The sequence below is a fragment of the Pontibacter russatus genome (assembly GCF_009931655.1).
GTDB classification, from domain to species: domain Bacteria; phylum Bacteroidota; class Bacteroidia; order Cytophagales; family Hymenobacteraceae; genus Pontibacter; species Pontibacter russatus.
Window position 1 is genome coordinate 2905741 of record NZ_CP047984.1, and the last position, 23068, is coordinate 2928808.

Annotated in this window: 24 protein-coding genes; 11 read left to right on the plus strand and 13 right to left on the minus strand. The window is 57.0% G+C overall.

Going from position 1 to position 23068, the window contains the following annotated elements; genetic code table 11:
• Nucleotides 1-3: 3 nt before the first annotated feature.
• Nucleotides 4-777, plus strand: coding sequence for a DUF4476 domain-containing protein (locus tag GSQ62_RS11825; protein WP_161889693.1), 774 nt, complete (start codon nt 4-6; stop codon nt 775-777).
• A gap of 192 nt (nt 778-969) precedes the next feature.
• A complete protein-coding gene (locus GSQ62_RS20865) occupies nt 970-1164 on the plus strand; it encodes an endonuclease domain-containing protein (protein ID WP_237587146.1) in 195 nt (64 codons plus the stop codon).
• Between the two features lie 244 nt (nt 1165-1408).
• On the opposite strand, the gene GSQ62_RS11835 is transcribed toward GSQ62_RS20865, so the two are convergent.
• Nucleotides 1409-1909 (minus strand): DUF4293 domain-containing protein, encoded by a 501-nt coding sequence (locus tag GSQ62_RS11835; protein WP_161889694.1) that lies wholly within the window; start codon nt 1907-1909, stop codon nt 1409-1411.
• Between the two features lie 64 nt (nt 1910-1973).
• Here GSQ62_RS11835 and GSQ62_RS11840 point away from each other — a divergent pair, with 64 nt between their 5' ends.
• The 3 genes from GSQ62_RS11840 to truA all read left to right on the plus strand — a co-directional run bounded on the left by GSQ62_RS11840 (nt 1974) and on the right by truA (nt 4836).
• Complete coding sequence (locus tag GSQ62_RS11840; RefSeq protein WP_161889695.1) at nt 1974-3173, plus strand: acetyl-CoA C-acyltransferase; 1200 nt, start codon at nt 1974-1976, stop codon at nt 3171-3173.
• A gap of 289 nt (nt 3174-3462) precedes the next feature.
• Nucleotides 3463-4014, plus strand: coding sequence for a GAF domain-containing protein (locus GSQ62_RS11845; RefSeq protein ID WP_237586603.1), 552 nt, complete (start codon nt 3463-3465; stop codon nt 4012-4014).
• Between the two features lie 78 nt (nt 4015-4092).
• The gene (truA, locus tag GSQ62_RS11850; protein WP_161889696.1) at nt 4093-4836 is read left to right on the plus strand and encodes a tRNA pseudouridine(38-40) synthase TruA; all 744 of its coding nucleotides are present in this window, start codon (nt 4093-4095) and stop codon (nt 4834-4836) included.
• Nucleotides 4837-4899: 63 nt separating this feature from the next.
• Here truA and GSQ62_RS11855 read toward each other — a convergent pair whose 3' ends face one another.
• Nucleotides 4900-5280: a PH domain-containing protein gene (locus GSQ62_RS11855; protein ID WP_237586604.1), complete on the minus strand. Its 381-nt coding sequence runs from the start codon at nt 5278-5280 to the stop codon at nt 4900-4902.
• 413 nt (nt 5281-5693) lie between these two features.
• Here GSQ62_RS11855 and bshC point away from each other — a divergent pair, with 413 nt between their 5' ends.
• The gene (gene bshC / locus GSQ62_RS11860; protein ID WP_237586605.1) at nt 5694-7256 is read left to right on the plus strand and encodes a bacillithiol biosynthesis cysteine-adding enzyme BshC; all 1563 of its coding nucleotides are present in this window, start codon (nt 5694-5696) and stop codon (nt 7254-7256) included.
• Nucleotides 7256-7834 (plus strand): 5-formyltetrahydrofolate cyclo-ligase, encoded by a 579-nt coding sequence (locus tag GSQ62_RS11865; protein WP_161891426.1) that lies wholly within the window; start codon nt 7256-7258, stop codon nt 7832-7834. The genes bshC and GSQ62_RS11865 overlap by 1 nt, the downstream gene beginning before the upstream one ends.
• On the opposite strand, the gene GSQ62_RS11870 is transcribed toward GSQ62_RS11865, so the two are convergent.
• The 6 genes from GSQ62_RS11870 to mnmD all read right to left on the minus strand — a co-directional run bounded on the left by GSQ62_RS11870 (nt 7835) and on the right by mnmD (nt 13426).
• A complete protein-coding gene (locus GSQ62_RS11870; protein WP_161889698.1) occupies nt 7835-8923 on the minus strand; it encodes an endonuclease/exonuclease/phosphatase family protein in 1089 nt (362 codons plus the stop codon).
• A 238-nt stretch (nt 8924-9161) separates the two neighbouring features.
• The gene (locus GSQ62_RS11875) at nt 9162-10169 is read right to left on the minus strand and encodes an aldo/keto reductase (protein ID WP_161889699.1); all 1008 of its coding nucleotides are present in this window, start codon (nt 10167-10169) and stop codon (nt 9162-9164) included.
• A 242-nt stretch (nt 10170-10411) separates the two neighbouring features.
• Nucleotides 10412-10723 carry a hypothetical protein gene (locus GSQ62_RS11880; RefSeq protein ID WP_161889700.1) on the minus strand — a complete coding sequence of 104 codons (312 nt, stop codon included), beginning with the start codon at nt 10721-10723 and terminating at the stop codon, nt 10412-10414.
• Nucleotides 10724-10930: 207 nt separating this feature from the next.
• A complete protein-coding gene (locus tag GSQ62_RS11885) occupies nt 10931-11980 on the minus strand; it encodes a DUF748 domain-containing protein (RefSeq protein WP_161889701.1) in 1050 nt (349 codons plus the stop codon).
• Between the two features lie 155 nt (nt 11981-12135).
• Nucleotides 12136-12630: a glutathione peroxidase gene (locus tag GSQ62_RS11890; protein ID WP_161889702.1), complete on the minus strand. Its 495-nt coding sequence runs from the start codon at nt 12628-12630 to the stop codon at nt 12136-12138.
• Nucleotides 12631-12745: 115 nt separating this feature from the next.
• Entirely contained in the window at nt 12746-13426 is a 681-nt protein-coding gene (gene mnmD / locus GSQ62_RS11895) for a tRNA (5-methylaminomethyl-2-thiouridine)(34)-methyltransferase MnmD (protein WP_161889703.1), read from the minus strand.
• A gap of 270 nt (nt 13427-13696) precedes the next feature.
• Between mnmD and GSQ62_RS11900 the strand changes: the two genes are divergently transcribed.
• From GSQ62_RS11900 to rlmN, 3 genes are all read left to right on the plus strand, one after another.
• Nucleotides 13697-14125 carry an acyl-CoA thioesterase gene (locus GSQ62_RS11900; RefSeq protein WP_161889704.1) on the plus strand — a complete coding sequence of 143 codons (429 nt, stop codon included), beginning with the start codon at nt 13697-13699 and terminating at the stop codon, nt 14123-14125.
• A 197-nt stretch (nt 14126-14322) separates the two neighbouring features.
• Nucleotides 14323-14907: a hypothetical protein gene (locus tag GSQ62_RS11905; protein WP_161889705.1), complete on the plus strand. Its 585-nt coding sequence runs from the start codon at nt 14323-14325 to the stop codon at nt 14905-14907.
• Between the two features lie 238 nt (nt 14908-15145).
• Nucleotides 15146-16219: a 23S rRNA (adenine(2503)-C(2))-methyltransferase RlmN gene (rlmN, locus tag GSQ62_RS11910; RefSeq protein ID WP_161889706.1), complete on the plus strand. Its 1074-nt coding sequence runs from the start codon at nt 15146-15148 to the stop codon at nt 16217-16219.
• A 90-nt stretch (nt 16220-16309) separates the two neighbouring features.
• Here rlmN and GSQ62_RS11915 read toward each other — a convergent pair whose 3' ends face one another.
• The 5 genes from GSQ62_RS11915 to GSQ62_RS11935 form a co-directional block, all read right to left on the minus strand.
• Entirely contained in the window at nt 16310-17272 is a 963-nt protein-coding gene (locus GSQ62_RS11915; RefSeq protein WP_161889707.1) for a YihY/virulence factor BrkB family protein, read from the minus strand.
• A 446-nt stretch (nt 17273-17718) separates the two neighbouring features.
• Nucleotides 17719-19173 carry a DUF4403 family protein gene (locus tag GSQ62_RS11920; protein ID WP_161889708.1) on the minus strand — a complete coding sequence of 485 codons (1455 nt, stop codon included), beginning with the start codon at nt 19171-19173 and terminating at the stop codon, nt 17719-17721.
• A gap of 96 nt (nt 19174-19269) precedes the next feature.
• Nucleotides 19270-19587 carry a thioredoxin family protein gene (locus GSQ62_RS11925; RefSeq protein WP_161889709.1) on the minus strand — a complete coding sequence of 106 codons (318 nt, stop codon included), beginning with the start codon at nt 19585-19587 and terminating at the stop codon, nt 19270-19272.
• Nucleotides 19588-19681: 94 nt separating this feature from the next.
• A complete protein-coding gene (locus GSQ62_RS11930) occupies nt 19682-20410 on the minus strand; it encodes a DUF3891 family protein (RefSeq protein WP_161889710.1) in 729 nt (242 codons plus the stop codon).
• Between the two features lie 192 nt (nt 20411-20602).
• Nucleotides 20603-21577: an NAD-dependent epimerase/dehydratase family protein gene (locus tag GSQ62_RS11935; protein WP_161889711.1), complete on the minus strand. Its 975-nt coding sequence runs from the start codon at nt 21575-21577 to the stop codon at nt 20603-20605.
• Between the two features lie 315 nt (nt 21578-21892).
• Between GSQ62_RS11935 and GSQ62_RS11940 the strand changes: the two genes are divergently transcribed.
• Complete coding sequence (locus GSQ62_RS11940) at nt 21893-23011, plus strand: hypothetical protein (RefSeq protein WP_161889712.1); 1119 nt, start codon at nt 21893-21895, stop codon at nt 23009-23011.
• Nucleotides 23012-23068 lie beyond the last annotated feature (57 nt).

Here is a 23068-nt window from a genome sequence, read left to right on the forward strand (position 1 = left end):
CTGATGAAAAAGCTTCTACTTCCGATCCTGCTTGTGCTGCTGGCGCTGCCGGTATGGGCACAAGCCTCCGTCCTCACCTTCAAAGCCGAGCGGGGCGAGCTGTTCCAGGTAAGGCTGGACGGGCAGACCATCAACCATACGCCCTCCACGTTCGTGCGCCTGAACAACCTGCGGCCGGGCAGGCATTACCTCGAGTTCAAGGTCAGGAGCCGGCATGGCGTATATAATCTGGGGCAGCGCGTGCTTGTACGGAACGGGGTGGAGTCCAACTATGGCGTGCGCACTGTGGGCAGAAGCGGGAAGGCCTACCTGCGCCTGCTCCGCGAAGTACGGGTAGCGCCGCCCGTTGTCGTGGTGCCGGTGCCGCGCTACCCTGACCGGTATGAAGACCGCAGGCATGACGGCCGCTATGAGGAACCAAGGCATGACGACCGCAATGACCGCACGCCTCCCCGCTACGAAGACTACGACGACGATGCCTGCCGCAACCTGCTGACAGCCGAGGAAATGGACCACCTGGTGCAGACCATGCGCAGCCGCGACTCCGAGAGCACCAAAATGAGCATCGCCCGGGAGGCCGTGCGCAACGGCAGCATCGCGGCAGAGGACCTGAAGCGCGTGCTGCAGGAGTTTGAGTTCGAAAACGCCCGTGTGGAATTCGCCAAATACGCCTACGACTACCTCTGCGACCGTGAGCACTTCTACTACATATACGACGCGTTCAGCTTCGACAGCAGCGTAGAGGAACTGGAGCGGTACAGCAATGGCAGGAGATAGGGTGGAGTTAGAAAGTTTAGAAGTTAAATCAGAAAATTTCCCTCCCTGGAGGGGTTAGGGGTGGGTAATCTTTGCAACATGAAGCGCAGAATTATATCATATAAGCCTTATTTGAAAGAATTGGCAAAGTAACTCCGCCATAATAGCACGCTTTCGGAGGCGCTACTTTGGAATGAGCTAAAGAACAGGCAACTGCCCGGGCTTGATTTCGACAGGCAGAAGCCGTTAGGCAATTTCATCGTTGACTTCTATTGCAAAGAATTGGTGTTAGCCATTGAAGTGGATGGAGACATTCACGACTATAAGCATACGGAAGACGTAGCAAGGCAAGCGACGCTCGAAAGCTTAGGTGTGTCAGATTCCTTCGGTTTGATGATGCCGAAATAAAGCATAACCTTTCCAATGTTACCAAGGAGATTGAAGAATGGGTTAAGGAACACCGGAAGGTGTAAATACCCACCCCTAACCCCTCCGAGGAGGGGAATCTACGACAGACTTATTTGCCGGGTCCCTGTCGCAACTTTAGAGAGTTATATATAAAAGCCGCTCCCGGAAGTTAATCCGGAAGCGGCTTTTCTTTTTAAAGCGTTCTCCGCTCTAATTCAGTTATTCAAAACTCAGTTATTCAAAATTACCTTAGCCTGTCTACAGACCGCACCAGGTCTTCGTCGCGTTTGATGAAGCGGTTGGAGAGGGCGTTCAGCAGCAGCGCGAGCAGCGACATATAAAAACCGGAGTGGTACGAGCCGTTGCCGTCTGCCTCCACCATGTCCGCGCCCACGTACAGCGCGTAATAGAGTGTGGTGCCAACAAGGGCGGCCAGCACCAGCGTGTTCAGCAGGCCCAGTTTCATCTGGGTCAGGCGGCTTTTGAACTGGAAAATCTCGTAGGCGGCGATCGCGGCGGCGGCAATCGCCAGCAGGCCGATGGCAAAGGTGCCGCGCTCCGGAAGCGTGCCGGCCCCGGCAGGCTCACCCTCCGCGTTCAGGACGGTAGACTTAAGGTTCCAGGCCGTAAGCACGACCGTTTCGCGGGTGATGGTATCAGTTTTAGACCAGAGCGGCAGAAACAGCATCGCCACCATCGCCACCACCAGCAGGAACAGAAACACGGATTGAATTCTTTGTATCATAAGGGGGTTGATTAACTTGCCATGAGATGCAAAATTAGACAAAGACCTGTAAAACAAAAATAAGATGCGCGCGGCCTATATAGTGGATATCATCCGGACCCCGGTCGGCAAGTTCGGGGGCGCCCTCAGCACCGTCCGCCCCGATGATATGGCGGCGCACGTATTAAGGGAAATAATGGCGCGCAACCCCATGCTGGACCCCGAACTGATTGAGGACGTCGTGCTGGGGGCCGCCAACCAGGCTGGCGAGGACAACCGCAACGTGGCGCGCATGGCGGTGCTGCTGGCAGGGCTCCCCAAGGAAATCGGCGGCGTGACCGTGAACCGGCTGTGCGCCTCCGGGCTGCAATCCATCATCGACGCCGCGCGGGCCATCTCCTGCGGCGACGGCGAGGCATATATAGCCGGCGGCGTGGAGAGCATGACGCGCGCGCCCTTTGTGATGGGCAAGTCAGAGACGGCTTTCGGGCGCACCGCCGAGGTATATGACACCACCATCGGCTGGCGCTTCGTCAACGAAAAACTCTCCAAGCTCCACTACCCGTACGGCATGGGCGAAACGGCAGAGAACGTGGCAGCGCGCTACGGCATTTCACGTGAAACCCAGGACGAGTTTGCCCATCTCTCACAGGTGAAATACCAGGCCGCCGCCGGGGCCGGTAAGTTCAAAGGCGAGATAGTGCCTCTATATATACCCCAGCGCAAAGGCGGGGATATAGCATTCGATACCGACGAGCACCCGCGCCTGACGTCGGTGGAGAAACTGAGCACGCTGGCCCCTGCTTTTAAAAAGGGCGGCACTGTGACGGCGGGCAACGCATCAGGCATCAACGACGGGGCCGCGGCGGCCATCGTGGTGTGCGGGGACGTGCTGAAGCGCTACAACCTCACCCCAATGGCGCGCGTGGTGGCTGCCGCCGTGGCTGGCGTAGACCCGGCATATATGGGCATCGGGCCGGTGCCTGCCACGCACAAAGCCCTGAAGCGCGCTGGCCTGCAGCTCCACGACCTCGACCTGGTAGAGTTGAACGAGGCCTTTGCCGCGCAGGCCGTGGCCTGCATGCGTGAACTCAACCTGGACCAGGAAAAAGTAAACGTAAACGGCGGTTCCATCGCCATAGGCCACCCGCTCGGGGCCAGCGGCACCCGCATCTCTGCCACGCTGCTGCACGAAATGAAGCGCCGCGACAACGTGAAATACGGGCTGGCCACCATGTGCGTGGGCGTAGGCCAGGGTGTCGCGGTGATATATGAGAAAGTGTAAAGCCCAGGCCTCCCAGCGTGCACACTTTCCCCGAAGCATTTCGGGAGCTCCTGCGAGCTCCTGGGGAGGCTTCAAAGCAAAAGCGGCTGCCTCCATTTGCGGAGTCGCCTATTACTTATTTTTATACTTTTTTTCACTTTTTCAGAACTACACACAAGCCGGTCTACGTATGCCTTGTTAGTGGATAGCACCAAAACGTGGCTGCCGCACAAACAAGTCTCCATAGCAACAATTCCATATATAAATCCAGGGGAGCATCGGCTGCCTCCATCAAAATAGGTCAAAGCGCGTGACGGAACGGGAAATTCATAACACGTTTATCGGGGTAAGCATCATTCCTGATAACGAAGAAGATAGATTGCAGAAACTGAAGGAGTACGACATACTGGACACGCCCGAGGAGGGAGCCTTCAACCATATAGCGGCCATGGCCACGCACATGTTCAATGTGCCGATTGCGCTCGTTTCGCTGGTGGATGCGGACAGGGTGTGGTTTAAGGCGAATGTGGGCATGGAAGGCGTGGCGAGTGCGCGCCGGGGCGAGAGCCTGTGCTCGCTGGCGGTGCTGAACGAGGGACTCACCATCTTCCCCAATGCCGCCACCGAACCCTGCCTGCTGGCCAACCCGCTGGTTTCCGGCAACTTTGGCCTCCGGTTTTACGCGGGTGCCCCGCTCACAACGGCAGACGGCCTGAACATCGGCACCTTCTGCCTGGTGGATAAACAACCCCGCGAGTTTGTGGAAAGCGACCAGAGAATGCTGAAGCACCTGGCGTCGATGGTGATGGAGGAGATAGAGAAGCGCTACCTGCGGCGCAAGGCAGAAGTTCCGGAGGTATAGAGTAACCGCGGCTACAAAAGCATGGGGCAACGCGCAGGCATATAGGGCTTGCGGGTTATTTTTATACCTTTGCCACCTATGCGTTACTTTCTGGAGATAGCCTACGACGGCACGCGCTTCCACGGGTGGCAGGTGCAGCCCAACGCCCTGTCGGTGCAGGAGGTGCTGGACGACTGCCTGAGCAAGGTGCTGCGCCAGCCCGTCAGTTCCACCGGCAGCGGCCGCACCGACACCGGCGTACACGCCAGCCAGCAGTTTGCGCACTTCGATGTGGCGCAGCCGCTCGACGCGCAGCAGGTGGTATACCGCCTCAACCGCATCCTGCCAACCGACATCGCCGCCATCAGCCTATATGAAGTCCCGGACGATGCCCATGCCCGCTTCGATGCCCACGCCCGCACCTATCACTATCATATCACTTTCGCCAAGAATCCCTTCCGGCGCTACCACGCCTACTACCACAGCCGCCCGTTGGATATAAAGCAGATGAACATGGCTGCCGCGCTCCTGCTGCAGCATGAAGACTTCACCACCTTCAGCAAAGTGAAAGGCGACACCACGCACTACCGCTGCCATATATATGAAGCTATATGGCGGAAGCAGGGGGAGGAGTTGGTCTTCACCATCAGGGCCAACCGTTTTCTGCGCGGCATGGTGCGGCTCCTCGTCGGCACGCTCGTGGACGTGGGGCGCGGCAAACTGACGGTGCAGCAGTTCGGGCAAATCATCACCAGCCAGGACCGACGCAAGTCCAGCGGGGCAGCCCCCGCAGAAGGCCTTTCCCTGGCCAAAGTGGAGTACCCGGAGGGCCTGCTGGCATAAAGGACGCAGGAGTAGGACCTGGGGCTTTAAGCCTCATAAAAGTGAGTAGGTGGAGACGGTAGCCTACTTCAGCACATACTTGCTCAGCACCCGGTACGCCTCGTTGATGTTGTCGCCTTTGCGGAAGTCCTGCTTGATGGTGGGCGTGGTCTCTCCGGTCAGCCATATCTTCAGTTCCGCGTCAAAGTCCATCATGCCGGCGCTCTCTTTCGAGAACGTTTTGATGCTGCCGTAGGGAATGCTCTGGTAGTCGATTTTGGAGCCGGTGAGGCCCTGCTTGTTCACCAGAATCAGACGCTTGTTGGTGAACACCAGCATGTCCCGGATCAGGCGGTACGCCCGTTCGATGCGCTCCTCGTCGATTAGGATCGGCTCGAATTCTTTCGCCAGTTTTTCGATAGACACCTCCGAGGCGTGTCCCATCATGCCGCTTAATAATCCCATGGTTTTATATATGTTGGTTGTGAATACTTATGTACGTGTGGGGGCGGATAGGTTGGTGGTGGTTGTCTGAATCAGGATTTTCAGGATGTATATATTGAGAAATCTACTGGCACAAAGCAACTGCATATGCTCCTCCTGACCTCGCGGTGTCTTTCAGACCCGCGAGCGTCTGATGCCGCAAGCGCTTGCGGCGTAGCGACCAGGACACTCACAGGTCTGGAAGACGCTGTGAGGCCTTATGTTTTCCCCTCATCCTGTGCATCCTAAAAATCCTGAAAATCCTGATTCAGACAAAGAAATAAAGCCGTTACTTTGTGCCGTAGCCGGAAAATCACAGAGGGCTGCAACACATTTCCGGGTTAGCTGTTAAAGAGGCTATACCCCAGGCAAACACGTAGATGGAAGTATCCACCATGAAGATAACAAAGCTTGACTACGCCGCGACCGGCGCCTTCTCCCAAACCATAGCCGATTACCTTTGTCGCGACGAGCGGCTGCGGCCCTTCTACAACCGCTTCCCGACCGTAGAGGCGTTTGAGGCGCAGCTGAAAGAGAAAAGCTTCAGCGACACGCAGCGGCAGACGCTGCACCGGGCGCTGCAGGAGCAGTACAGATCCATCGCCGACATCAACCCAAAAGTGCAGCAGAACATCGACCTGCTGCGGCAACCGAACACCTACACCATCACCACCGGCCACCAACTCAACATCTTCACCGGCCCGCTGTACTTTATATATAAAATCATCACCGCCATCAACACCTGCACCCAACTGCAGGAGAAATACCCGGACTATAACTTCGTGCCGGTGTACTGGATGGCCACCGAAGACCATGACTTCGCCGAGATCAACCACTTCAGCCTGTTCGGGAAAAAGTATGTGTGGGAGACGGAGCAGGCGGGCGCCGTGGGCCGCTTCACGACGGAGGGTTTGGAGAAGGTGCTGGACGAGTTGCCGGAGGCTTACCCCATTTTTGAAGACGCTTACCGCCACAGCAAAAACTTGGCAGACGCCACCCGTGCCATCACGCATGCCCTGTTCGGGGAATATGGCCTGGTGAGCGTGGACGGCGACCACGCGGAGCTGAAGAAGGCGCTGACACCGGTGGTGGAGAAAGAACTGACCGAGCAACTGTCGAACAGGCTGGTGGAGGAGGTGAACGCGCAGTTGGAGCAGCTGAGCTACAAGCAGCAGGTGTACTCCCGCGAAATCAACCTGTTTTACCTGCAGGACGGGCTGCGGGAGCGGATGGTGCAGGAGGACGGCCTATATAAAGTGCTGAACACCGACATCCGCTTTAGCCGCGAGGAGGTACTGCAGGAGGCGCAGGAGCACCCGGAGCGTTTCAGCCCGAATGTGATTCTGCGGCCGCTGTACGAAGAGCTGATTTTGCCGAACCTGGCCTATATAGGCGGCGGGGCAGAGGTGGCCTACTGGTTCCAGTTAAAGAAATTGTTTGAGGCCTACGAGGTGGCTTTCCCGGTGCTGATGCTCCGCAACTCCGGGCTATATATAAACCGGGGCAACGCCAGCCGCATGCATAAATTAGGCCTGAAGCCAGAGGACATGTTCATGGACTACCCCGAACTGAAAAAGCACCTGTCGGACCAACTGCACGAAGACGAAATAAACCTGGAGGCACAGCGCGAAGCCGTGGCCGCCGCCTTCGCCGGGGTAGAGAAGCTGGCGGGCGAGGTGGACCCGACGCTGGTGAAAGCCGTGGGCGCCGAGGCGCAGAAAGCTTATAACTCGCTGCAGATGCTGGAGAAGAAGATAGCCAAAGCCCGCGACAGCAAACATGAGCAGACCTTTAAGCAACTGGAGAACCTGAAGGAAAAGCTGTTCCCGGGCGGCAGCCTGCAGGAGCGGCACGACAACCTGCTCACCTACCAAACCAACAACCCTGATTTCATCCCTGCCCTCGTAGAGGCCTTCGACCCGCTGGAGTTCAAATTCACGGTACTGGAGGAGGCGTGATGCAGAAGGCGGAGCTACGCAAACGGATGCTGCAGCAACGGCGGGCCCTGCCGCCGGAGGAGGTGCAGCAGCGCAGCCAGCGCATCGCCGATACGTTTTTCCGCTACTTCCCGCTGCAGGCGGGCCAAACGGTGCATATATTCCTGCCCATCCTCAGAAACAACGAAGTCAACACCTGGCCCATCATCGAGCGGCTGCGGCGGGAGCACCCCGAGGTGCGTGTGGCTGTGCCGGTAACAGACGCTGCCCAAAACATGCTGACGCACCACCACCTGACAGACGAGGCCGTGCTGGTGGAAAATACCTGGGGAATACCCGAGCCGCAGCAGGCGCAGGTTATATATGCCGACGCTGTGGATATGGTGCTGATCCCTTTGTTAGCCTTCGATAAAACAGGTCACCGCGTAGGCTACGGCAAAGGCTTTTATGACCGCTTCCTCGCCGACTGCCGCCCGGATGTGCTGAAGATAGGTTTGTCGCTGGAGCCGCCTGTGGAACATATAGCCGATGCAGATGCCTTTGACGTGCCGCTGGACGCGGTGGTGATGCCGGAGGGGGTGTGGCCTGCAAAGCAGTAGCTACTTCTCCTCCCGGACCTCTTCAAATCCTTCCTGTATCGTTTCAGAGGCTTCCTCTAAGGTGTCTTCATCGGCCTCCGGCTCTTCCTGCTCGTACTTGTTTTCTGGGGCGAAGCTCAGCTTGATGTACATCGGGAAGTGGTCTGAGCCGATGTCGGGCAGCCGTTCGATCTGCAACAGCTTGAAATGATCGGAGTGGAAGATGTGGTCGAGGGGCCAGCGCAGCAGCGGGTAATTCGCGTTAAAGGTGCTGTAAAGCCCTCTGCCCACGCGCGGGTCCAACAGGCTACTCACTTCCTGGAAAAGCTCCGTGGTGCGCGACCAGGCCACGTCGTTGAAATCACCGGCCACCACCACCGGATACTTTGAGTCCGCTATGTCCCGGGCCACCAGCACAATCTCGGCATCACGTTTCTTGGAGTTAGGCGCTTCGGTGGGCACCGGGGGCTTGGGATGTACTGCGTGCAGTTCTACCCATATGCCGCTCCGCAGCTTTACATAGGTTTTGATAGACGGGATGTCCTCCTCCAGCAGGTAGTCGACCCTTTTCTGGCGCAAAGGCAGCTGGCTGTACAGGTGCATGCCGTACGTGTTGTGGAGCGGTATCTCTACCCGGTAAGGGTACTTCCTTGTAACTGGTTTGAGGGCTTTCTGCCATGCCGCGTCAGACTCCAGCAGCAGCAAAATATCCGGGGTCTTTTGCCGGACGAGCGCCATTAGCTTGCTATGGTCCTCGTTGCTCATGAGCACGTTTGATACCAGGATGCTCAACTCGTCTGCTTGTGTGCTGTCCTGCTGCTGTGCCTGTCTCACCTGCTCAGGGGCCATCAGGGTATAGGAATAAATTTTGACAGCCTGGTATATGATAGCAACGCCCAGACCGGCAAGGAGCAGCTTGTCGCGCTTGCGGCGCCTGCTGCCCAGCCAAAGGTAAAGCAGCAGGCAGAGCAAAGCTAAAGCGGCAAGTTGCAGGCGAGGGTAATCAAATACACGCACATACCATTCCTCAATGTCAAGCAGGGGCAGCGCAGTAGCAAGTATAGAGAAGGTCCCTAAGGCTTGTACAACAACGATGGCTGCTCTCTTCATATATATGGACGGGAGTATGTGCTTCAGCTTCAGTGGAGGTAAATATTGGTGAAGGTAGCATTTTCTGCCGTAATGTACGCACATGGATGGGTGCGGAGTAGCAGGTCCAGCGCAATGCGTGGCATACGCGTGATTGGCTTGCAATCAAAAAGCAGATGGGTTTATGATTGGGTATGCTAAGAAAAAAAGGCAGCCACCATATATAGCAGCTGCCTTTTCCATATATAAAAATCTGAGATTATACCTTTGCGGGCTTCACCAGTTCCAGCTTGTTCAGCTCTTCGGTTATAAAACTGATCTCGTCCGGGCTCAGTTTCACGTTAAGTGCCTTGGCGTTTTGTGTGGCCTGATCTGCGTTGCGGGCACCGACCAGCGCGATGGTGATACCCGGCTGCTCCACCGTCCAGCGGATAACGAGCTGGGACAGTGAGGCACCCTTTTCGTCGGCCAGTGGCTTTATCTTTTGCAGGAACGCGTTGGTGCGCTTCAGGTTCTCGTCCTGGAAGAAGTAGAGGTTGGCACGGTGGTCGCCTTCGCCGAACCGGTGGCCGGGCTTCATCTTGCCCGTCAGCAGGCCGCGCTCCAGCGGGCTGTAAGCCAGTATAGACTTGCCTTTTTCCAGGCAGTAAGGCACTACTTCGGCCTCAATGTCGCGCTTCACCATGCTGTAGGGCACCTGGTTCGATACCAAGTTCACGTACTTCTCCGCCTCCTGCATCTGCGCCACGTTGTAGTTGCAGACACCGGCGTGGCGCACCTTGCCTTCCTTTATCAGCTGGGCCACCGTCTCCATCGTCTCCCCGATAGGCGTAGTCACATCGGGCCAGTGGATCTGGTACAGGTCGATATAGTCGGTTCGGAGGCGGCGCAGGCTGTCCTCGCACTCTTTGATGATGCTCTCGCGCCCGGCATACCGGTGTATGTCAATGTCGCGGCCACTGTTGTCTTTGCTTTTAAAAGCGAGCTCGCCCTTTTTCAGGTCCCAGCGCATGCCGTACTTGGTCAGGATCTGCACCTTGTCGCGGGGCAGGTCCTTGATGGCTTCGCCCACGATTTCCTCGCTGATGCCCTGGCCATATATGGGGGCCGTGTCGATGGAGGTGACGCCGAGGTCGTAAGAGGCCCTGATGGCCTGAACGGCGTCTTTTCTTTCTGTGCCGCCCCACATCCAGCCGCCGGCTGCCCAGGCGCCGAACGTAACGACGGATACGCGGAGGTCGGAGTCTGCAATCTTTCTGTATTCCATGTCTGCTTTGTGTGATAGGTTCTCTATAGGCTCCACTTCGGAAGAGCGGGATAAGGCTAACAACGCCAGCGCGGGCAATAGGTTTAGCGGCGGCGGTGCGGATAATGGGTAAAAGGCTGTGCTGCAGTGGCTTAAGTTGGTGCTGAATTTGGTGAGGGTATATATGGGCCGGCAGGGGAAGGCAAAAAATAAGCCCCTCCCAGTTTTGCCGGGAGAGGCTTGCACAGCAGTAGCGGCGCTGGTTATTTGGCTTTGTTATAGACGATTTTAAACTTGTTCAGGTCGGCCACGGGGCCAAACTGGGTTTGCTCGATGGTTTTGCCCCGCAGGTAAATTCTGCGCAGGTGTACCTCGGCCGGCGACAGGTTTTTGGTGAAGTCAGAAGAAACCACCTTCGTGTAAAATTCCTTCGCCTCCTTCGACTCGCCCCTGCCAAAAGCATGCTTCGACTCATTCTTGTTCACAGGCAGGCCCGGAATGATCTGGTAGGAAGTAAAGACTACCTCATACCGGGGCTGGCACGCTTTGACAACTTTTTTAAGCAGCGTCTTCATATAGGATTAATTAAGTTATAGATGCTCTGTCTCTTCAAAAGAACATGCTTATTTTGAAGTTTGCTAATATTTTTGTTCCTAAATATGGCTGCTGTGCAATATTCTTTTCTACATATAAAGTTTTATGGGTTACGTTATATATGGGTAATTTCTGAGGCCGTATGAGGAGGGTTGCTGCAGGCAAAACTCAATTTATGAAGGGAGATGTTAATTTTCGTCTTCCTCTCTGTCTCTTGCTTTTCCTGCCTCATTCTCAAGGCTTTTGTGGAAAGCGTCGATAAAGGCGTGCCGCAGGATGTTCACGAACGTGCGCCAGGTGCTGGTGCCGGGGTTGTTGATGCTGCCAGAGATGGGCACCTGCGTGGCGATCTGATCTCTTTTCTGATTTTCGGCTGCCTCCGCGAACAATCCAATAACAGCCTCTTTGGCGGCGTGAAGAAAACCATCTTCTTTTTTGTCTTTTTCCCAGTTCAGTATTTTTACCTCTTCCAGGAAAGGCTTCACGAACCCGTCCAGCTGGCCATCCGTCAGCTTTACCCTGCTGTATATATCCAGCCGGCCCCTTTCCACGTCAAACTTCGCGCTGGCCCTGATGAAGTCGTTCAGGCTGGTCAGGTCCACCCCGGTCAGTTTCAGGCGCATGTCGAGGTCGGGGATTTTCTTCAGGAAATTGCCTTGCATGTAGACCCGCAGCAGGCCGCCGCCAACCGAGCGCCCGGAAGCCGTGACCGCAGAGGGAAGCGCCGTGGTCGAATCGGCCACGTTGGCCAGGTTCAGGGCCACTAGTTGCAGGTTTTCAACATGCATGCTTACGTCCGGGCTGGCGCTGAAGTCCAGGTACGCCACCCGCCCGTTGTTGATTACAAAACGGTTGATGGTGATGGGCATCAGGTCTTTCATCACCTTGGTCCAGTCGTCCTGCGTGGCCTGCTGCGCGGTGTCTGTCGCCGCCACAAGGTTCATGCGGGGCTGCTCCATCACCACTTCCGCCACAAGCTTTCCTTTAAAAAGGGATTTCCACTCAATAGACAGATCGGTTCGGGGGATTTGCAGAAAGGGGTACTCCGGGTTTCCGTTTTCCTCTGCCAGCACCAGGTTGTCGATGGTATAGGCGCCCCTGTAGAGGTGCAGGTCAATGTCGGCCACATGGCCGGTGTCGCCGGGCAGCGCATCCAGCGTTTTGTTCTCGTAATCTTTCACGAGATAGGGCAGGGCCACCCGCACAGCGAGCAGCAGGAGCATAACGGCCGCCATCATGTAAGTAGACCTCCTGAAACGCATGGCAATAGGGTAAACGCTTCGCTGCTTCAGGGGCTAAGCACAAGGGCAGGAACCCTGAAAGCAACGTTATATGTACGCAGGCGAGGTGGCGGCAGGTTTTCCGGGAAGGGGGGGACAGCGGAGCCCGAGGTTTAGCTTTGCGTCTTTGCCAGCAGCTTCGCTATATATGGCTCAAGCTTCTCTGGTTTGGTGATGGGGGCAAAGCGTTTCACAGGCTTGCCGCTGGCATCGATCAGGAACTTGGTGAAGTTCCACTTGATGCGGCTGCCCAGGATGCCGCCGAGCTCCGACTTGAGGTACCTGAACACCGGGTGCGCGTGGGGGCCGTTCACGTCCACCTTGTCGAACATCGGGAAACTGACGCCATAGTTGATCAGGCAGCCTTCCTCGATTTCCTCCTTGCCGCCCGGCTCCTGGTTGCCGAACTGGTTGCAGGGGAAACCCAGCACCACCAGCCCCTCGTCTTTGTGCCTGCGGTAAAGCGTTTCCAGGCCTTCGTACTGCGGCGTGAAGCCGCACTTGCTGGCCGTGTTCACCACCAGCACCACCTTGCCCTTATATGCCTCCATCGGCACCTCCCTGCCCTGCAGCGACGTGGCCGATAAGTCGTAAAATCCTGATGCCATGCGTGTGGTGTATGTTGTGTTACCTTAGACGGAACGTGTAGGGGCAAGGTTATATGCCCGGCCTGCGGCCATATATGCAGCGGCAGGAAAGGCAAGTACGTAAGGCAGAGACGGGCTACAGCACCACCGGCTTCACACCGCGCGTCATCTCGCGCTTGCCCGGAGGGCCGGGCAGCGCCTCCACCTCGAAGCCGGCGGCTTTGAGGCTGCGCTTGAAAGAGCCCTTGGCGCAGTACGTCACCAGCACACCGCCGGGGCGGGTGGCCTTGTACAGTTTCTCGAACACGGCGTCCGTCCAGAGTTCCGGCTGCTTCTCGGGGGCGAAGGCGTCGAAGTAAATGACATCGTAATAAGAGCGCGGCGGGACGAACTCCTCCAGCGTTTCGTGTATCTTCTGCAGCGTAAAGTACGGGATAATGTCCACCGGCTCGTTCCAGGGGCTGTCGTGCAGCTGGCGGAAGTAATCGAGCAGCTCGGGGTTCAGGATAAACTGCCCATACTGCAGTTGCTGCACCACCTCAGCGCTGAGCGGGTGCTTCTCCAGCGTGTCGTACTGGATAAAGGCCTTCTGCGCCAGCGCCACCGGAAACGTGAGGATGGCATTGAGGCCCGTGCCGAAACCGACCTCCAGCACTTTTATATCCTTTTTACTCTCCAGCACATGCTCCAGCCCGTGCTTTATAAACACATGCTGCGACTCCTGCAGGGCCCCGTGCACGGAATGATAATGCTCGTTCAGGTCTGCCACGTAAAGGGTGTTAGAGCCGTCCTTGGTCTGTCGAATTTCGAGGTGCATCTTTTTTATGTTACCTTACAAAGATACGCATTGTACGGGCCTGCCTGCAATATATGGAAGCCGAATATGCTACTAATTTCTTGATAAACATCAATTGTTATATGGCTACATTGCCGCATGGATAAATGGTTAAATGGCTATATGGTTAAATGGTTGTTGTCGGATAAAGCTACATACCCGGTTATGAGCCATTCAACAGTTTAACAATTCAACCAGTAGGCAATTCAACCATTTAGCAATCAAACTATTCATTCATCAAACCAGCAACCTATGGGCAGAGTAAAGGTAGACATACCCGGACACGTACACTTCGAGGCCAGGATTCCTATCCGCATCACTGACCTGAACTACGGCGCGCACCTGGGCAACGACGCGCTGCTCTCCCTGCTGCACGAGGCGCGGATGCAACTGCTGCAGCACTTCGGCTACGGAGAGCTGGACATGGGCGGTGCTGGCCTGATAATGGCCGATGTGGCCATCAGCTACAAAGGCGAAGCTTTCTACGGCGACACCTTATATATAAAAATGGCTTTTGATGACCTGAACAAATATGGCTTCGATGTGACCTACCACGTCCTGAACCAGCACGGCAGGGAGGTGGCGCGCGCCAAAACCGGCATGTTGTGCTTTGATTACAAGGCCCGGAAACTGATGCCGCTGCCCGCTGGCGTGAAAGCGAGGCTAGCGGCAGGCGCCTGAAATTTCAGTTCCTGCGTTAGGAAGGAAACACCTGACCGTATGGAAGATGATTTTGTCGTTCCGTCTCCTCAAAGAGAAAAATTGAAAGTGCGCTTTCGTTATATATAAAAATGGGCCAACACAATTTCCCGAACGTACACAGGATGTGCCCGGCCTCTGACGCAAGGGAGTAACAAAACCCAGTGATTTGCCAAAGCATGAAGCCACTCATAAGACACCTGCTGCTGCTGACACCCCTGCTCCTGTGCTCCTGCGTCACCTCCCGGAAGGTGGAGGATTACCTGGAGAAGGCCGAAAACCAGCCAGTCGCCGAGGCCATCGTCTCGGACTGGCTGGAGCAGAACCGGGAGTGGTACGCCGCAAAAGCCGCCAAAGATTTCCCGGCCAAGGACAGCATCGTCATCAAAAAAGAGCCAGTGCTCGTGCCCCTCTTCATCAAAGGCGAGCCCATTCCCCAGCCTGAGACACCAGCCCCGCGCAGAGTGCGGATGCCTCAGGCTGCGGTGGAAAGCCCGGATGTCTCTTTCTTTCAGAAGACCATCAAAGAAAAGGAACAACTGCTGCAGGAAAGCCTGGCGAAGGCGGAGGCTGCGCGCGCAGCGCTGGCGGTGGAGCGCAGCGCGCACCGGGAGACGAAGCAGCGCCTGAAAACTACAAAGGCAGAGCGTGACTACTACGAGGAAAAAAACCGGAAAAAGGTGTGGGCCCTGGTGGCAATGGGCATCTTCGCCGCTTTATATATCATCTTTAAAGTGGCGGCCTCGCGGGTGCGGGTATCGTAACGGTGCATATACAGGCTATAGGGTGGGGGATATAAAATGGCAGCCTGGTGTTTCTCCTGGGAGAAGGCGGGCCAGCCGTGAACGAAAGCCCTTGAATTATGTTTACCTTTGTGGGGGTAAAAGCCAGCAGGCGCGCCGTTTACAGGAAACTTTACTGCCGCTTACCGGAGTCCGGCCATGTATAGGCTTTCCTCCTTTTGGATAATCAGTTATAGAAACAGAACCGTACCTTTGCAGCATGACATTGATTGCAGACATAGATATTTTAAATAAGAAAGACATCCGGAAACTGACGCTCGACGACCTGAAGGCGTGGCTGGTGGAGCAGGGGGAGAAGCCTTTCCGTGCCAAGCAGGTGTACGAGTGGCTCTGGAAGCATTCGGCGCAGTCGTTTGCGGAGATGAACAACGTGAGCCTGGCGCTGCGCGAGAAACTGGAGCAGCACTTTTCCATCAACGGCGTGCAGGTGGCCACGCAGCAGCTGAGCAAAGACGGCACCATCAAATCGGCCTTCAGGCTATATGACAATAACATTGTGGAGGGCGTGCTGATTCCGCACAACGAGCGCAAGACGGCCTGCGTGAGCAGCCAGGTAGGCTGTTCGCTTACCTGCAAGTTCTGCGCCACCGGCTACATGGACCGCATCCGCAACCTGGATGCCGCCGAGATATACGACCAGGTGGTGCGCATCAACGAGCAAAGCCTGAAGCAGTACGGTGAGCCGCTTAGCAACATTGTGTATATGGGCATGGGCGAGCCGCTGCTGAACTACGCCAACGTGATGAAGAGCATCGAGCGCATCACGGCGCACGACGGGCTGGGCATGGCCGCCCGCCGCATCACGGTGAGCACGGCTGGCATCGCCAAGATGATCCGGAAGATGGCGGACGATGACGTGAAGGCCAACCTCGCGCTGTCGCTGCACGCGGCCAACGACGAGAAGCGCAACCAGATCATGCCCATTAACGAAACCAACTCGCTGGAGGCCCTGACCGACGCGCTGAAGCACTACCACGAGGTAACGGGACGCAAGGTGACCTACGAGTACATCGTGTTCAACAACTTCAACGACACCCTGCAGGACGCGGAGGAACTGCTGCGCTTCTCCCGGATCATCCCCTGCAAAATCAACCTCATCGAGTACAACCCGATAGAGAATGCGGATTACGAGAACACCGACGAGGCCCGCTGGCAGGACTTTATCTACTACCTCGCCGACCGCGGGGTGCAGGTGAACGTGCGCCGCAGCCGTGGCAAAGACATCGACGCCGCCTGCGGCCAGCTGGCCGTGAAAGAGAAGCAGGCCGTTTAAAACCTGTCGCCCTATATAAAGAAGCCCCTGCTGTAGCTACAGCAGGGGCTTCTTTATATAGGGCCAGCCGAGTCGGGGGTTATGATTCCACTACTTCGGTTCGTAGCGTCCCTGCGGCCTTGGCCTGCCGCTTTTGGTGTCGTGCGGCTCGTCCCGTACCTCCCGCAGCTCCACAAACACGGCATGCGATTTCGGGCGGATGTGCTGGCCAAACTTGTCGGCGTACTGCTGTGCCAGTTCCGAGCCGAAGAAGATGATCAGGGACGAATAATAAATCCAGACCAGGATGACGATGATGGAGCCTGCCGCGCCGTAGGCCGAGCCCGGGTCGCTGGTGCTGATGTAGAAACTGATCAGGAACTTGCCCAGCGCGAAAAGCAGCGCCGTGACGATGGCCCCAACCCAGACGTCTTTCCAGCGGATGTTGGCGTCGGGCAGGTATTTATAGATCAGGGCAAACAGCACGCTGATGATGCCGGCGGAAAGCACAAAATCGACCAGCCGGATAAAGAAGACGGCTATATCGGGGAATATCTTGGAGAGGTAGCCGCTGAGCACCGAAATGGCCGTGCTCAGCACCAGCGACACCAGCATCAGGAGCGCGATGCTCAGCACGATGCCAAACGAGAACAGGCGCACCTTCAGCATCTTCACAAAACTGTTGTTCGGCTTCGGCTTCAGGTTCCAGACACTGTTCAGCGACTCCTGCAGGGTGGCGAAAAAGGTGGTGGAGGCGAAAATCAGCACCCCGATGCTTATCCAGAAGGCGATGCCGCCCGACTCGTTCGTGGCCGCGTTCTGCACGATATTCTCGACCTCCTTGGCGGCTCCGGCTCCAATAGCGCTCCCTATCTGCTTCGACAACTCCCCTGACACTGCCGCCTCGCCCCATATATAGCCAGCGGACCGGATGATGATGATCAGGAGCGGCGGAATTGAGAAGATGGCATTGAACGCCAGGGCCCCCGCCAGCCGGAACGAGTTGTTGTCCATGAACTCGGAAGCAGAGGTCTTTATCAGGGAGAATATACTTTTTGCATTTATTTCAGCCATACCAAGCCTGTTGTTTTGTTCTTTTTGCAGGCACACCTTCTGATACGGCGGCCTTTTTATATAGGTTAATGCACAACTTCGGCAAAAAAACCAGTAACATGGCGCATTTCGGCAAGCGGGAAGCAGTAGAAGCGGGCTTTCCGGCTATATAGGGGCAAGAGGGCGGGCATATAGAAGGCGGGTCATATATGCTCCAACTACAGCAATTTAATTTTTCAGTGATGGGAGCAAGTCCTGTATCCCTGCAGCATTCCCGAACCCCGAGCCGGGGTTTTGTATATCCGAAGTTGTGAAGCACTTCAACCATAAAACCTGAGCTGCCAGCTGCTTACTTGGCTAAGCATGACCCGCGCCAACCCCCCCAGGGAGAGGAATTCCTGCAAAAGGAACTTATTCCCCTTCTGGGAGGGGCAGGTTTTTGGACAGATTATATAGGGATGGGTAAACTACAGCTTGTCGACGGTGGCCGTGAGGCTGCCGGTGGCGTTTACCACGGCTTTGATGCCCTCCGGGGTCAGGTAGATGTTTTCGGGGGTGATGTCCTGGATGCTGCCGCGCAACAGCAGCGACTCGTGTACGCGCCCCTGCCTGTCGAGCGTGGCCTGCAGCAGCTGTTTGGTGTCGTGCAGTTGCTGCTGCACGGGTATGCTCACCTGCTGCTGAATCATCTCAGTGAATTTGTTCCTGGCGAGCCAGTCGGCGGCGTTCAGCAGCTTGTCTTTCGTATCCAGGTCATACTCCACGTCGCGCACCCGGATGGAGGCGGAGGCGGCATCGTAGTAAGGCGTGCCGCGCAGGTATATTTTGCCCGCCAGCTTTTTGGTGAAGAGGCCTGCCTTGGTCCTGCCGTCAATGTCCAGCATCAGCACCAGTTGCTCCCCGTTTGGCGTCATGGACGCGTCCTTCACCGTTACCTGGCTTTTCCCGCCGTCAAATTTATAAGTCTGGTTGGCGACCTGTTTTTGCAGCAGCTGGCTGGCCTGCGCATACGGGACGGTGGCCGTCAGGCCGATTTGTATGTCGTCCGTCAGGCGGTTGTCCACTATCAGTTTGGGCAGGTTCCTGTTCAGCTGCACCTGGGGCTTCCCGCCGGTGGCGACGGCTATATAGGACGTGATGCCGAGGCGGGAGTGCAGGTTGCCGCTCCGGGCGGAAAGCGGCGCCATGCGCACTTCCTGCGGCTGCACCGTGAGCCAGGCGTTCAGGGCATTGTCCAGCTTGACGGGCTCCTGCAGCAGCAGCCAGGCGTCGGCCACATATTTCTTCATGTCGAGGTGCTGCTGCAACTCCTTGTCGAGCTGTTTGGAAAGGGAGCTTAGCTGCTGGCGCAGCGCCGGCTCCACAAAGCGGGCCAGGCCAATCTTCAGCGGGCCCAATTCGAGCACGGGTTTGGTGTCGCCCCACTCAAAGTCGCCGCTCGTGGTGGTGGAGATGCGGTAATCCTCCGTCAGCCTGATGCTGCTTTCCGTTTTGATGACCATGTCGAAGCGGGTGTCCTCAGTCTTGTCGATGGCAGGGCAAAGCTTGCAGGGGTCCCACTTCCAGCGGCCCTTGGCGTATATATGCAGCGGCACACTGACGTAGATTTTGTCCTGCTCGGCCCGCACAGCCATCCGGCCCTTCTTCGTGACCGTGACGGCCACGTTGTCGTCGCTCAGGTCCGTGTCTTTATATAGTACGCTGGCCACCTCCTGGTTCAGTCGGTTTTCGAGGGCGGCAATAGAGACGGAAACGGGCACCGTGATGGACGAAAGCCGCGGCTTATATATGGGTGCCGCCGAAGCGGTTGCCGCAGGGGCCTCTGTGTGGAGTTTGCTTGTGCTGGAGCAGCCTTGGAGCGCTTGGCCAAAGGCGAGGATAAGCAACAGGAAATAAACTATTCGAAGGTATGATTTCTGCACTGGTTCGCTGGATTTAGAAAAGTGGCGCAAGTTACCACAGCTTTTTGATTGCAGCTATACAGGGCCATATATAGGGCGGAGATTTTTAGCTGCCAGCTACTTCAGTTTGTCAAGCAGAATCTTCATCTCTGCTTCGTTCGATACCAGGCCGCACTCACGCAGGGTGCCGTTGCGGTAGGAGGCAAAGAAAGGCGTGCCCGACAGTTTTACCTCCTGGCTGGAGACAGGGTTCTCAGAGGCGTGCATGCGCACAAAGGCAATGTCGCTATAGGCGGGGCTTGCAGCAAATCGGGCGTAGGAGGGGGCCAGTTGTTTGCAGACCGCACAGGCCTCATCCACGAACTTCACGATTACTTTCTCTCGCTCAAATATCAGCTGCCTCAGGTCTTCGTCGTTGGATTCTGCAATGGACATGCGCGTAGGAAACAGGGTGTGTGAATGTTTTATATACAGACGGGCAGCGGGGAAGATTGGTTCAATGTGGCGTGCCTCATTTCAGGTCGGCTGCTCAGGAAGCGCCCAGCGTCCACTCCCTATACTGCGGCCTGGCCCCGTGCAGCGCCTGCGCCAGTTCCAGGTCGTTTCTGAACTGCAGTTGCGCCAGCACCCGGTACTCCACCTGCACCCGCAACTGTTCCGGGGCAAAGGGCCACGGCTCCACGCGCAGTTCGCTGTTTTGCAGTTGCCTCACAAAGTATGCTTTCCCATCCGGCCCAGCCGTTATCTCCAGGGCGCGCGCATCGGCGGGCAGCTCGTTGCGGCACAAAATCAGGGAGAGGCGGTCGCACCACTGCATGATGGCGTAGGCCCGCTCCGCCTCTTTCCGGCTGATGCCCAGGTGCTGGCGGCACGTGCGTTGCAGCGCCTTTTGCTCATCCAGAAAGGCAGTGGCGCTTTTGTGTTTCCCGCGCTGGCCCTCATACAGGAAGCTCATGTGCATGGAGGTGAGCAGCGCGACCCAGCGGCTCTGGAAGCGCACCGCGTGCATCAGGGCCCGCGCCTGCTCCAGGGTGGTGGGCAGCAGCGTGAAGTCGGCTGGGGCGCCAGCCGGTGTGAGGCCGTCTTTCCCGCGCCAGGTTTTCTGCCGGTTGTCGTGGTTGGCGATGGCGATGATGGTCTCCACCCAGTGCGGAGACTGCAGGTCCGGCTTCAGGTGATACGCCAGTTGTGCCGCCAGCACCCCGTGCGCCTGCTGATAGATGATTTCCCAGCCTTGCGGCACCGTGTTCACAATCATAAAAACAAATGCGCTGTTCCGGCTATATAAACTGGTTTTCGGGGCGAAGGTTAAGGAGTAACATTGTCCCTTCTGATTTCTCGATCTGAAAGAATAGAACACAGGAAACTCCCCTCCTTGGACAAGGGGGCAGGGGCGGTTTGAAATAAGCCGCATAAAGCACCACCAGTGATGTAAAAACGCATATATAACTTAAACCGCCTGCGCCGCCTTCAGCCTTTTCAGGTTAGCGATCATGTCCTCGGTCATGGTGTCGAGGTTATAGGCGGGCTGCCAGCCCCAGTCCTGCCGGGCAACGCTGTCGTCGACGCTTTTCGGCCAGGAGGCCGCAATTTGCTGGCGGGCGTCTGGTTTATAGACGATGTCGAAACCGGGGAGATGCTTTTTGATGGATCCGGCGATTTCTTCCGGGGAGAAACTCATGGCGCCCACGTTGTAGGAGTCGCGCACGCTGATCTGTGCTGCCGGCGCGTGCATCAGGTCCAGGGTGGCTTTCAGGGCATCGGGCATATACATCATGGGCAGGTACGTGTCCTGGTTCAGGAAGCACTCAAAGGTTTGGCCGTTCAGCGCCTTGTGGTATATATCCACCGCGTAGTCGGTGGTGCCGCCGCCGGGCAGCGATTTGTACCCGATGAGGCCAGGGTAGCGGAGACTGCGCACGTCCAGGCCAAGTTTCCGGAAATAGTACTCGCACCAGCGCTCGCCAGCCTGCTTGCTGATGCCGTACACGGTGTTCGGGTCCATGACGGTATGCTGCGGCGTGTGCTGGCGGGGCGTATGCGGGCCGAACACGGCGATGGAGCTTGGCCAGAACACTTTGCCCACCTGCTGCTCCAGCGCCAGGTCCAGCACATTGAAAAGGCCCTCCATGTTCAGGTGCCAGGCAAACTTCGGGTTCTTCTCGCCGGAGGCCGACAGCACGGCGGCCAGGTGGTATATCTGGCTGAACCTGTACCTGGTGGCTAGATCAGCGAGCACCTTTTTGTCCAGCACATCCACCTGCTCAAACGGGCCGGAATCGCGCAGGTCGGCTTGCCTGGGTGCCGCAACGTCGGCCGCCACCACGTTGGCGGGGCCATATAGGTCGCGGAGCGCGAGCGTAAGCTCGGAGCCCAACTGCCCGCAGGCGCCTATCACTAATACCGTTTCGGATGCGTTTGCCATTGTTCCTGCTAAAACTTTGCGCAAAGTAACTTATTTCGGGGCAATCCTGAAAGTAGGGGCCGCAAGAATGATGTGGCGCTTTGCCCTACGGGGCGCAGCTGCTAAAACTTGGGCATCCTATCCCAAAGGTGCGGCAGGCCGTACAGGTATAGGCAGAGGCATTGGCTATATATAGCCGCCTGGCGCAGACTGCGGGGGCAAGCAGATTTTATACTATATTTGTAAAGGATACGGCGCTTTGGTGCCTCCGCGCTGCCCATACGCCCGAAGCCCGTAAATTGCAGCGCAGCAGCAGGAAGGCAAAGCCACTACAGCATGACATTTGAAGAATACCTGATAAAGAAACGCGTGAATCAGGCGGCGTTTGCGGCCGGTGAACCTGCCCGCTATTCGGCGTGGCAGGACATGTACGCCCAGATGCACCAGAACAGTTTTTATGTAGCCGTGAAAATGCAGCTGAACAGCGTGCGCCTGCGCTATCACCTGGCAGAGGAGGATATACCCAAGCCCGCGCCAGCCGCAGCCGCGGAAGCCCCGCGCCCCGCTGCCCGGAGAGCGGTGCCCGCCCGTCCGGTTGCCGCCGCGGCAACGGAGGCTCCCATCATAACGGATGCCCCGCAGGAAACATCAGAAGAGAAAGGAGCTGCGCCTGCACCCAGGCCCGTAGTGCGCCGCCCCGCCGCCATGCAAAAACCAACGGAAGAGAGCGCCACGACAGAAAAGCCGGCAGGAGAACAGGCCGCGGCACCAACTGCCCGGCCAAAGCCAGTCATCAAACGGCCTGTTATATCCAGGCCAGCCACAGAAGAGGCGCCTGCAGCAGAGAGTGATGCCATGCCGCCTGTAGCAGGCGACATGCCAGTTTCAAGGCCAAGACCGGTAATAAAAAGGCCTGCGGCGCTGCAGCCAGGACAGGAAAAAGGAGAGGATAAAGCCCCTGACGCAGAACAGCCTGTTACAGCAGAGGTGCCTTCCGCCAAACCTGTGCGGCCAAGGGCAGTGATAAAGCGGCCAGCAGCGTTGCAGCAACCTTCGGAGGAAAAACAGGAACCACCGCAGGAAACAACCACAGAAGAGGCGCCTGCTGCAGCGGAAGAAGCTCCCAAGCCGCCGCGGCCACGCCCGGTGATGAAGCGGCCAACGGCACTTCAAAAACCACCTGCCGAAATGCCTATACCGGAAGATACACCTGCCGCCGCGACGGAAAATGCGGCAGCACCGGAGCAGCAGCCAAAACCGCCGAGGCCGCGGCCGGTCATCAAGCGCCCCGCGCCCCCGGCACAAGCTGCAGGAGAGAAGGAGGTGCCGACTACGCCGCCGCCTCCGGCACCGGAGGCTCCTGAGGAGGCGCTGCAGCCAAAGCCGCCGCGTCCGAGGCCCATCATGCGGCGACCGCCACCAAAACCGGAGGAAGGCGATGCGGCAGGCATATGAGTGTTTGATCGAGAATTACCTGCGGTATATATAAAAGCGGTATATACTATAAATTCA

Excerpts from the sequence above, each read along its gene's own strand:
- GSQ62_RS11825 (WP_161889693.1), top strand. The coding sequence starts at position 4 with ATGAAAAAGCTTCTACTTCCGATCCTGCTTGTGCTGCTGGCGCTGCCG.
- GSQ62_RS11835 (WP_161889694.1), bottom strand. The coding sequence starts at position 1,909 with ATGATACAAAGAATTCAATCCGTGTTTCTGTTCCTGCTGGTGGTGGCG.
- GSQ62_RS11840 (WP_161889695.1), top strand. The coding sequence starts at position 1,974 with ATGCGCGCGGCCTATATAGTGGATATCATCCGGACCCCGGTCGGCAAG.
- truA (WP_161889696.1), top strand. The coding sequence starts at position 4,093 with ATGCGTTACTTTCTGGAGATAGCCTACGACGGCACGCGCTTCCACGGG.
- GSQ62_RS11855 (WP_237586604.1), bottom strand. The coding sequence starts at position 5,280 with ATGGGATTATTAAGCGGCATGATGGGACACGCCTCGGAGGTGTCTATC.
- bshC (WP_237586605.1), top strand. The coding sequence starts at position 5,694 with ATGAAGATAACAAAGCTTGACTACGCCGCGACCGGCGCCTTCTCCCAA.
- GSQ62_RS11865 (WP_161891426.1), top strand. The coding sequence starts at position 7,256 with ATGCAGAAGGCGGAGCTACGCAAACGGATGCTGCAGCAACGGCGGGCC.
- GSQ62_RS11870 (WP_161889698.1), bottom strand. The coding sequence starts at position 8,923 with ATGAAGAGAGCAGCCATCGTTGTTGTACAAGCCTTAGGGACCTTCTCT.
- GSQ62_RS11875 (WP_161889699.1), bottom strand. The coding sequence starts at position 10,169 with ATGGAATACAGAAAGATTGCAGACTCCGACCTCCGCGTATCCGTCGTT.
- GSQ62_RS11880 (WP_161889700.1), bottom strand. The coding sequence starts at position 10,723 with ATGAAGACGCTGCTTAAAAAAGTTGTCAAAGCGTGCCAGCCCCGGTAT.
- GSQ62_RS11885 (WP_161889701.1), bottom strand. The coding sequence starts at position 11,980 with ATGATGGCGGCCGTTATGCTCCTGCTGCTCGCTGTGCGGGTGGCCCTG.
- GSQ62_RS11890 (WP_161889702.1), bottom strand. The coding sequence starts at position 12,630 with ATGGCATCAGGATTTTACGACTTATCGGCCACGTCGCTGCAGGGCAGG.
- mnmD (WP_161889703.1), bottom strand. The coding sequence starts at position 13,426 with ATGCACCTCGAAATTCGACAGACCAAGGACGGCTCTAACACCCTTTAC.
- GSQ62_RS11900 (WP_161889704.1), top strand. The coding sequence starts at position 13,697 with ATGGGCAGAGTAAAGGTAGACATACCCGGACACGTACACTTCGAGGCC.
- GSQ62_RS11905 (WP_161889705.1), top strand. The coding sequence starts at position 14,323 with ATGAAGCCACTCATAAGACACCTGCTGCTGCTGACACCCCTGCTCCTG.
- rlmN (WP_161889706.1), top strand. The coding sequence starts at position 15,146 with ATGACATTGATTGCAGACATAGATATTTTAAATAAGAAAGACATCCGG.
- GSQ62_RS11915 (WP_161889707.1), bottom strand. The coding sequence starts at position 17,272 with ATGGCTGAAATAAATGCAAAAAGTATATTCTCCCTGATAAAGACCTCT.
- GSQ62_RS11925 (WP_161889709.1), bottom strand. The coding sequence starts at position 19,587 with ATGTCCATTGCAGAATCCAACGACGAAGACCTGAGGCAGCTGATATTT.
- GSQ62_RS11930 (WP_161889710.1), bottom strand. The coding sequence starts at position 20,410 with ATGATTGTGAACACGGTGCCGCAAGGCTGGGAAATCATCTATCAGCAG.
- GSQ62_RS11935 (WP_161889711.1), bottom strand. The coding sequence starts at position 21,577 with ATGGCAAACGCATCCGAAACGGTATTAGTGATAGGCGCCTGCGGGCAG.
- GSQ62_RS11940 (WP_161889712.1), top strand. The coding sequence starts at position 21,893 with ATGACATTTGAAGAATACCTGATAAAGAAACGCGTGAATCAGGCGGCG.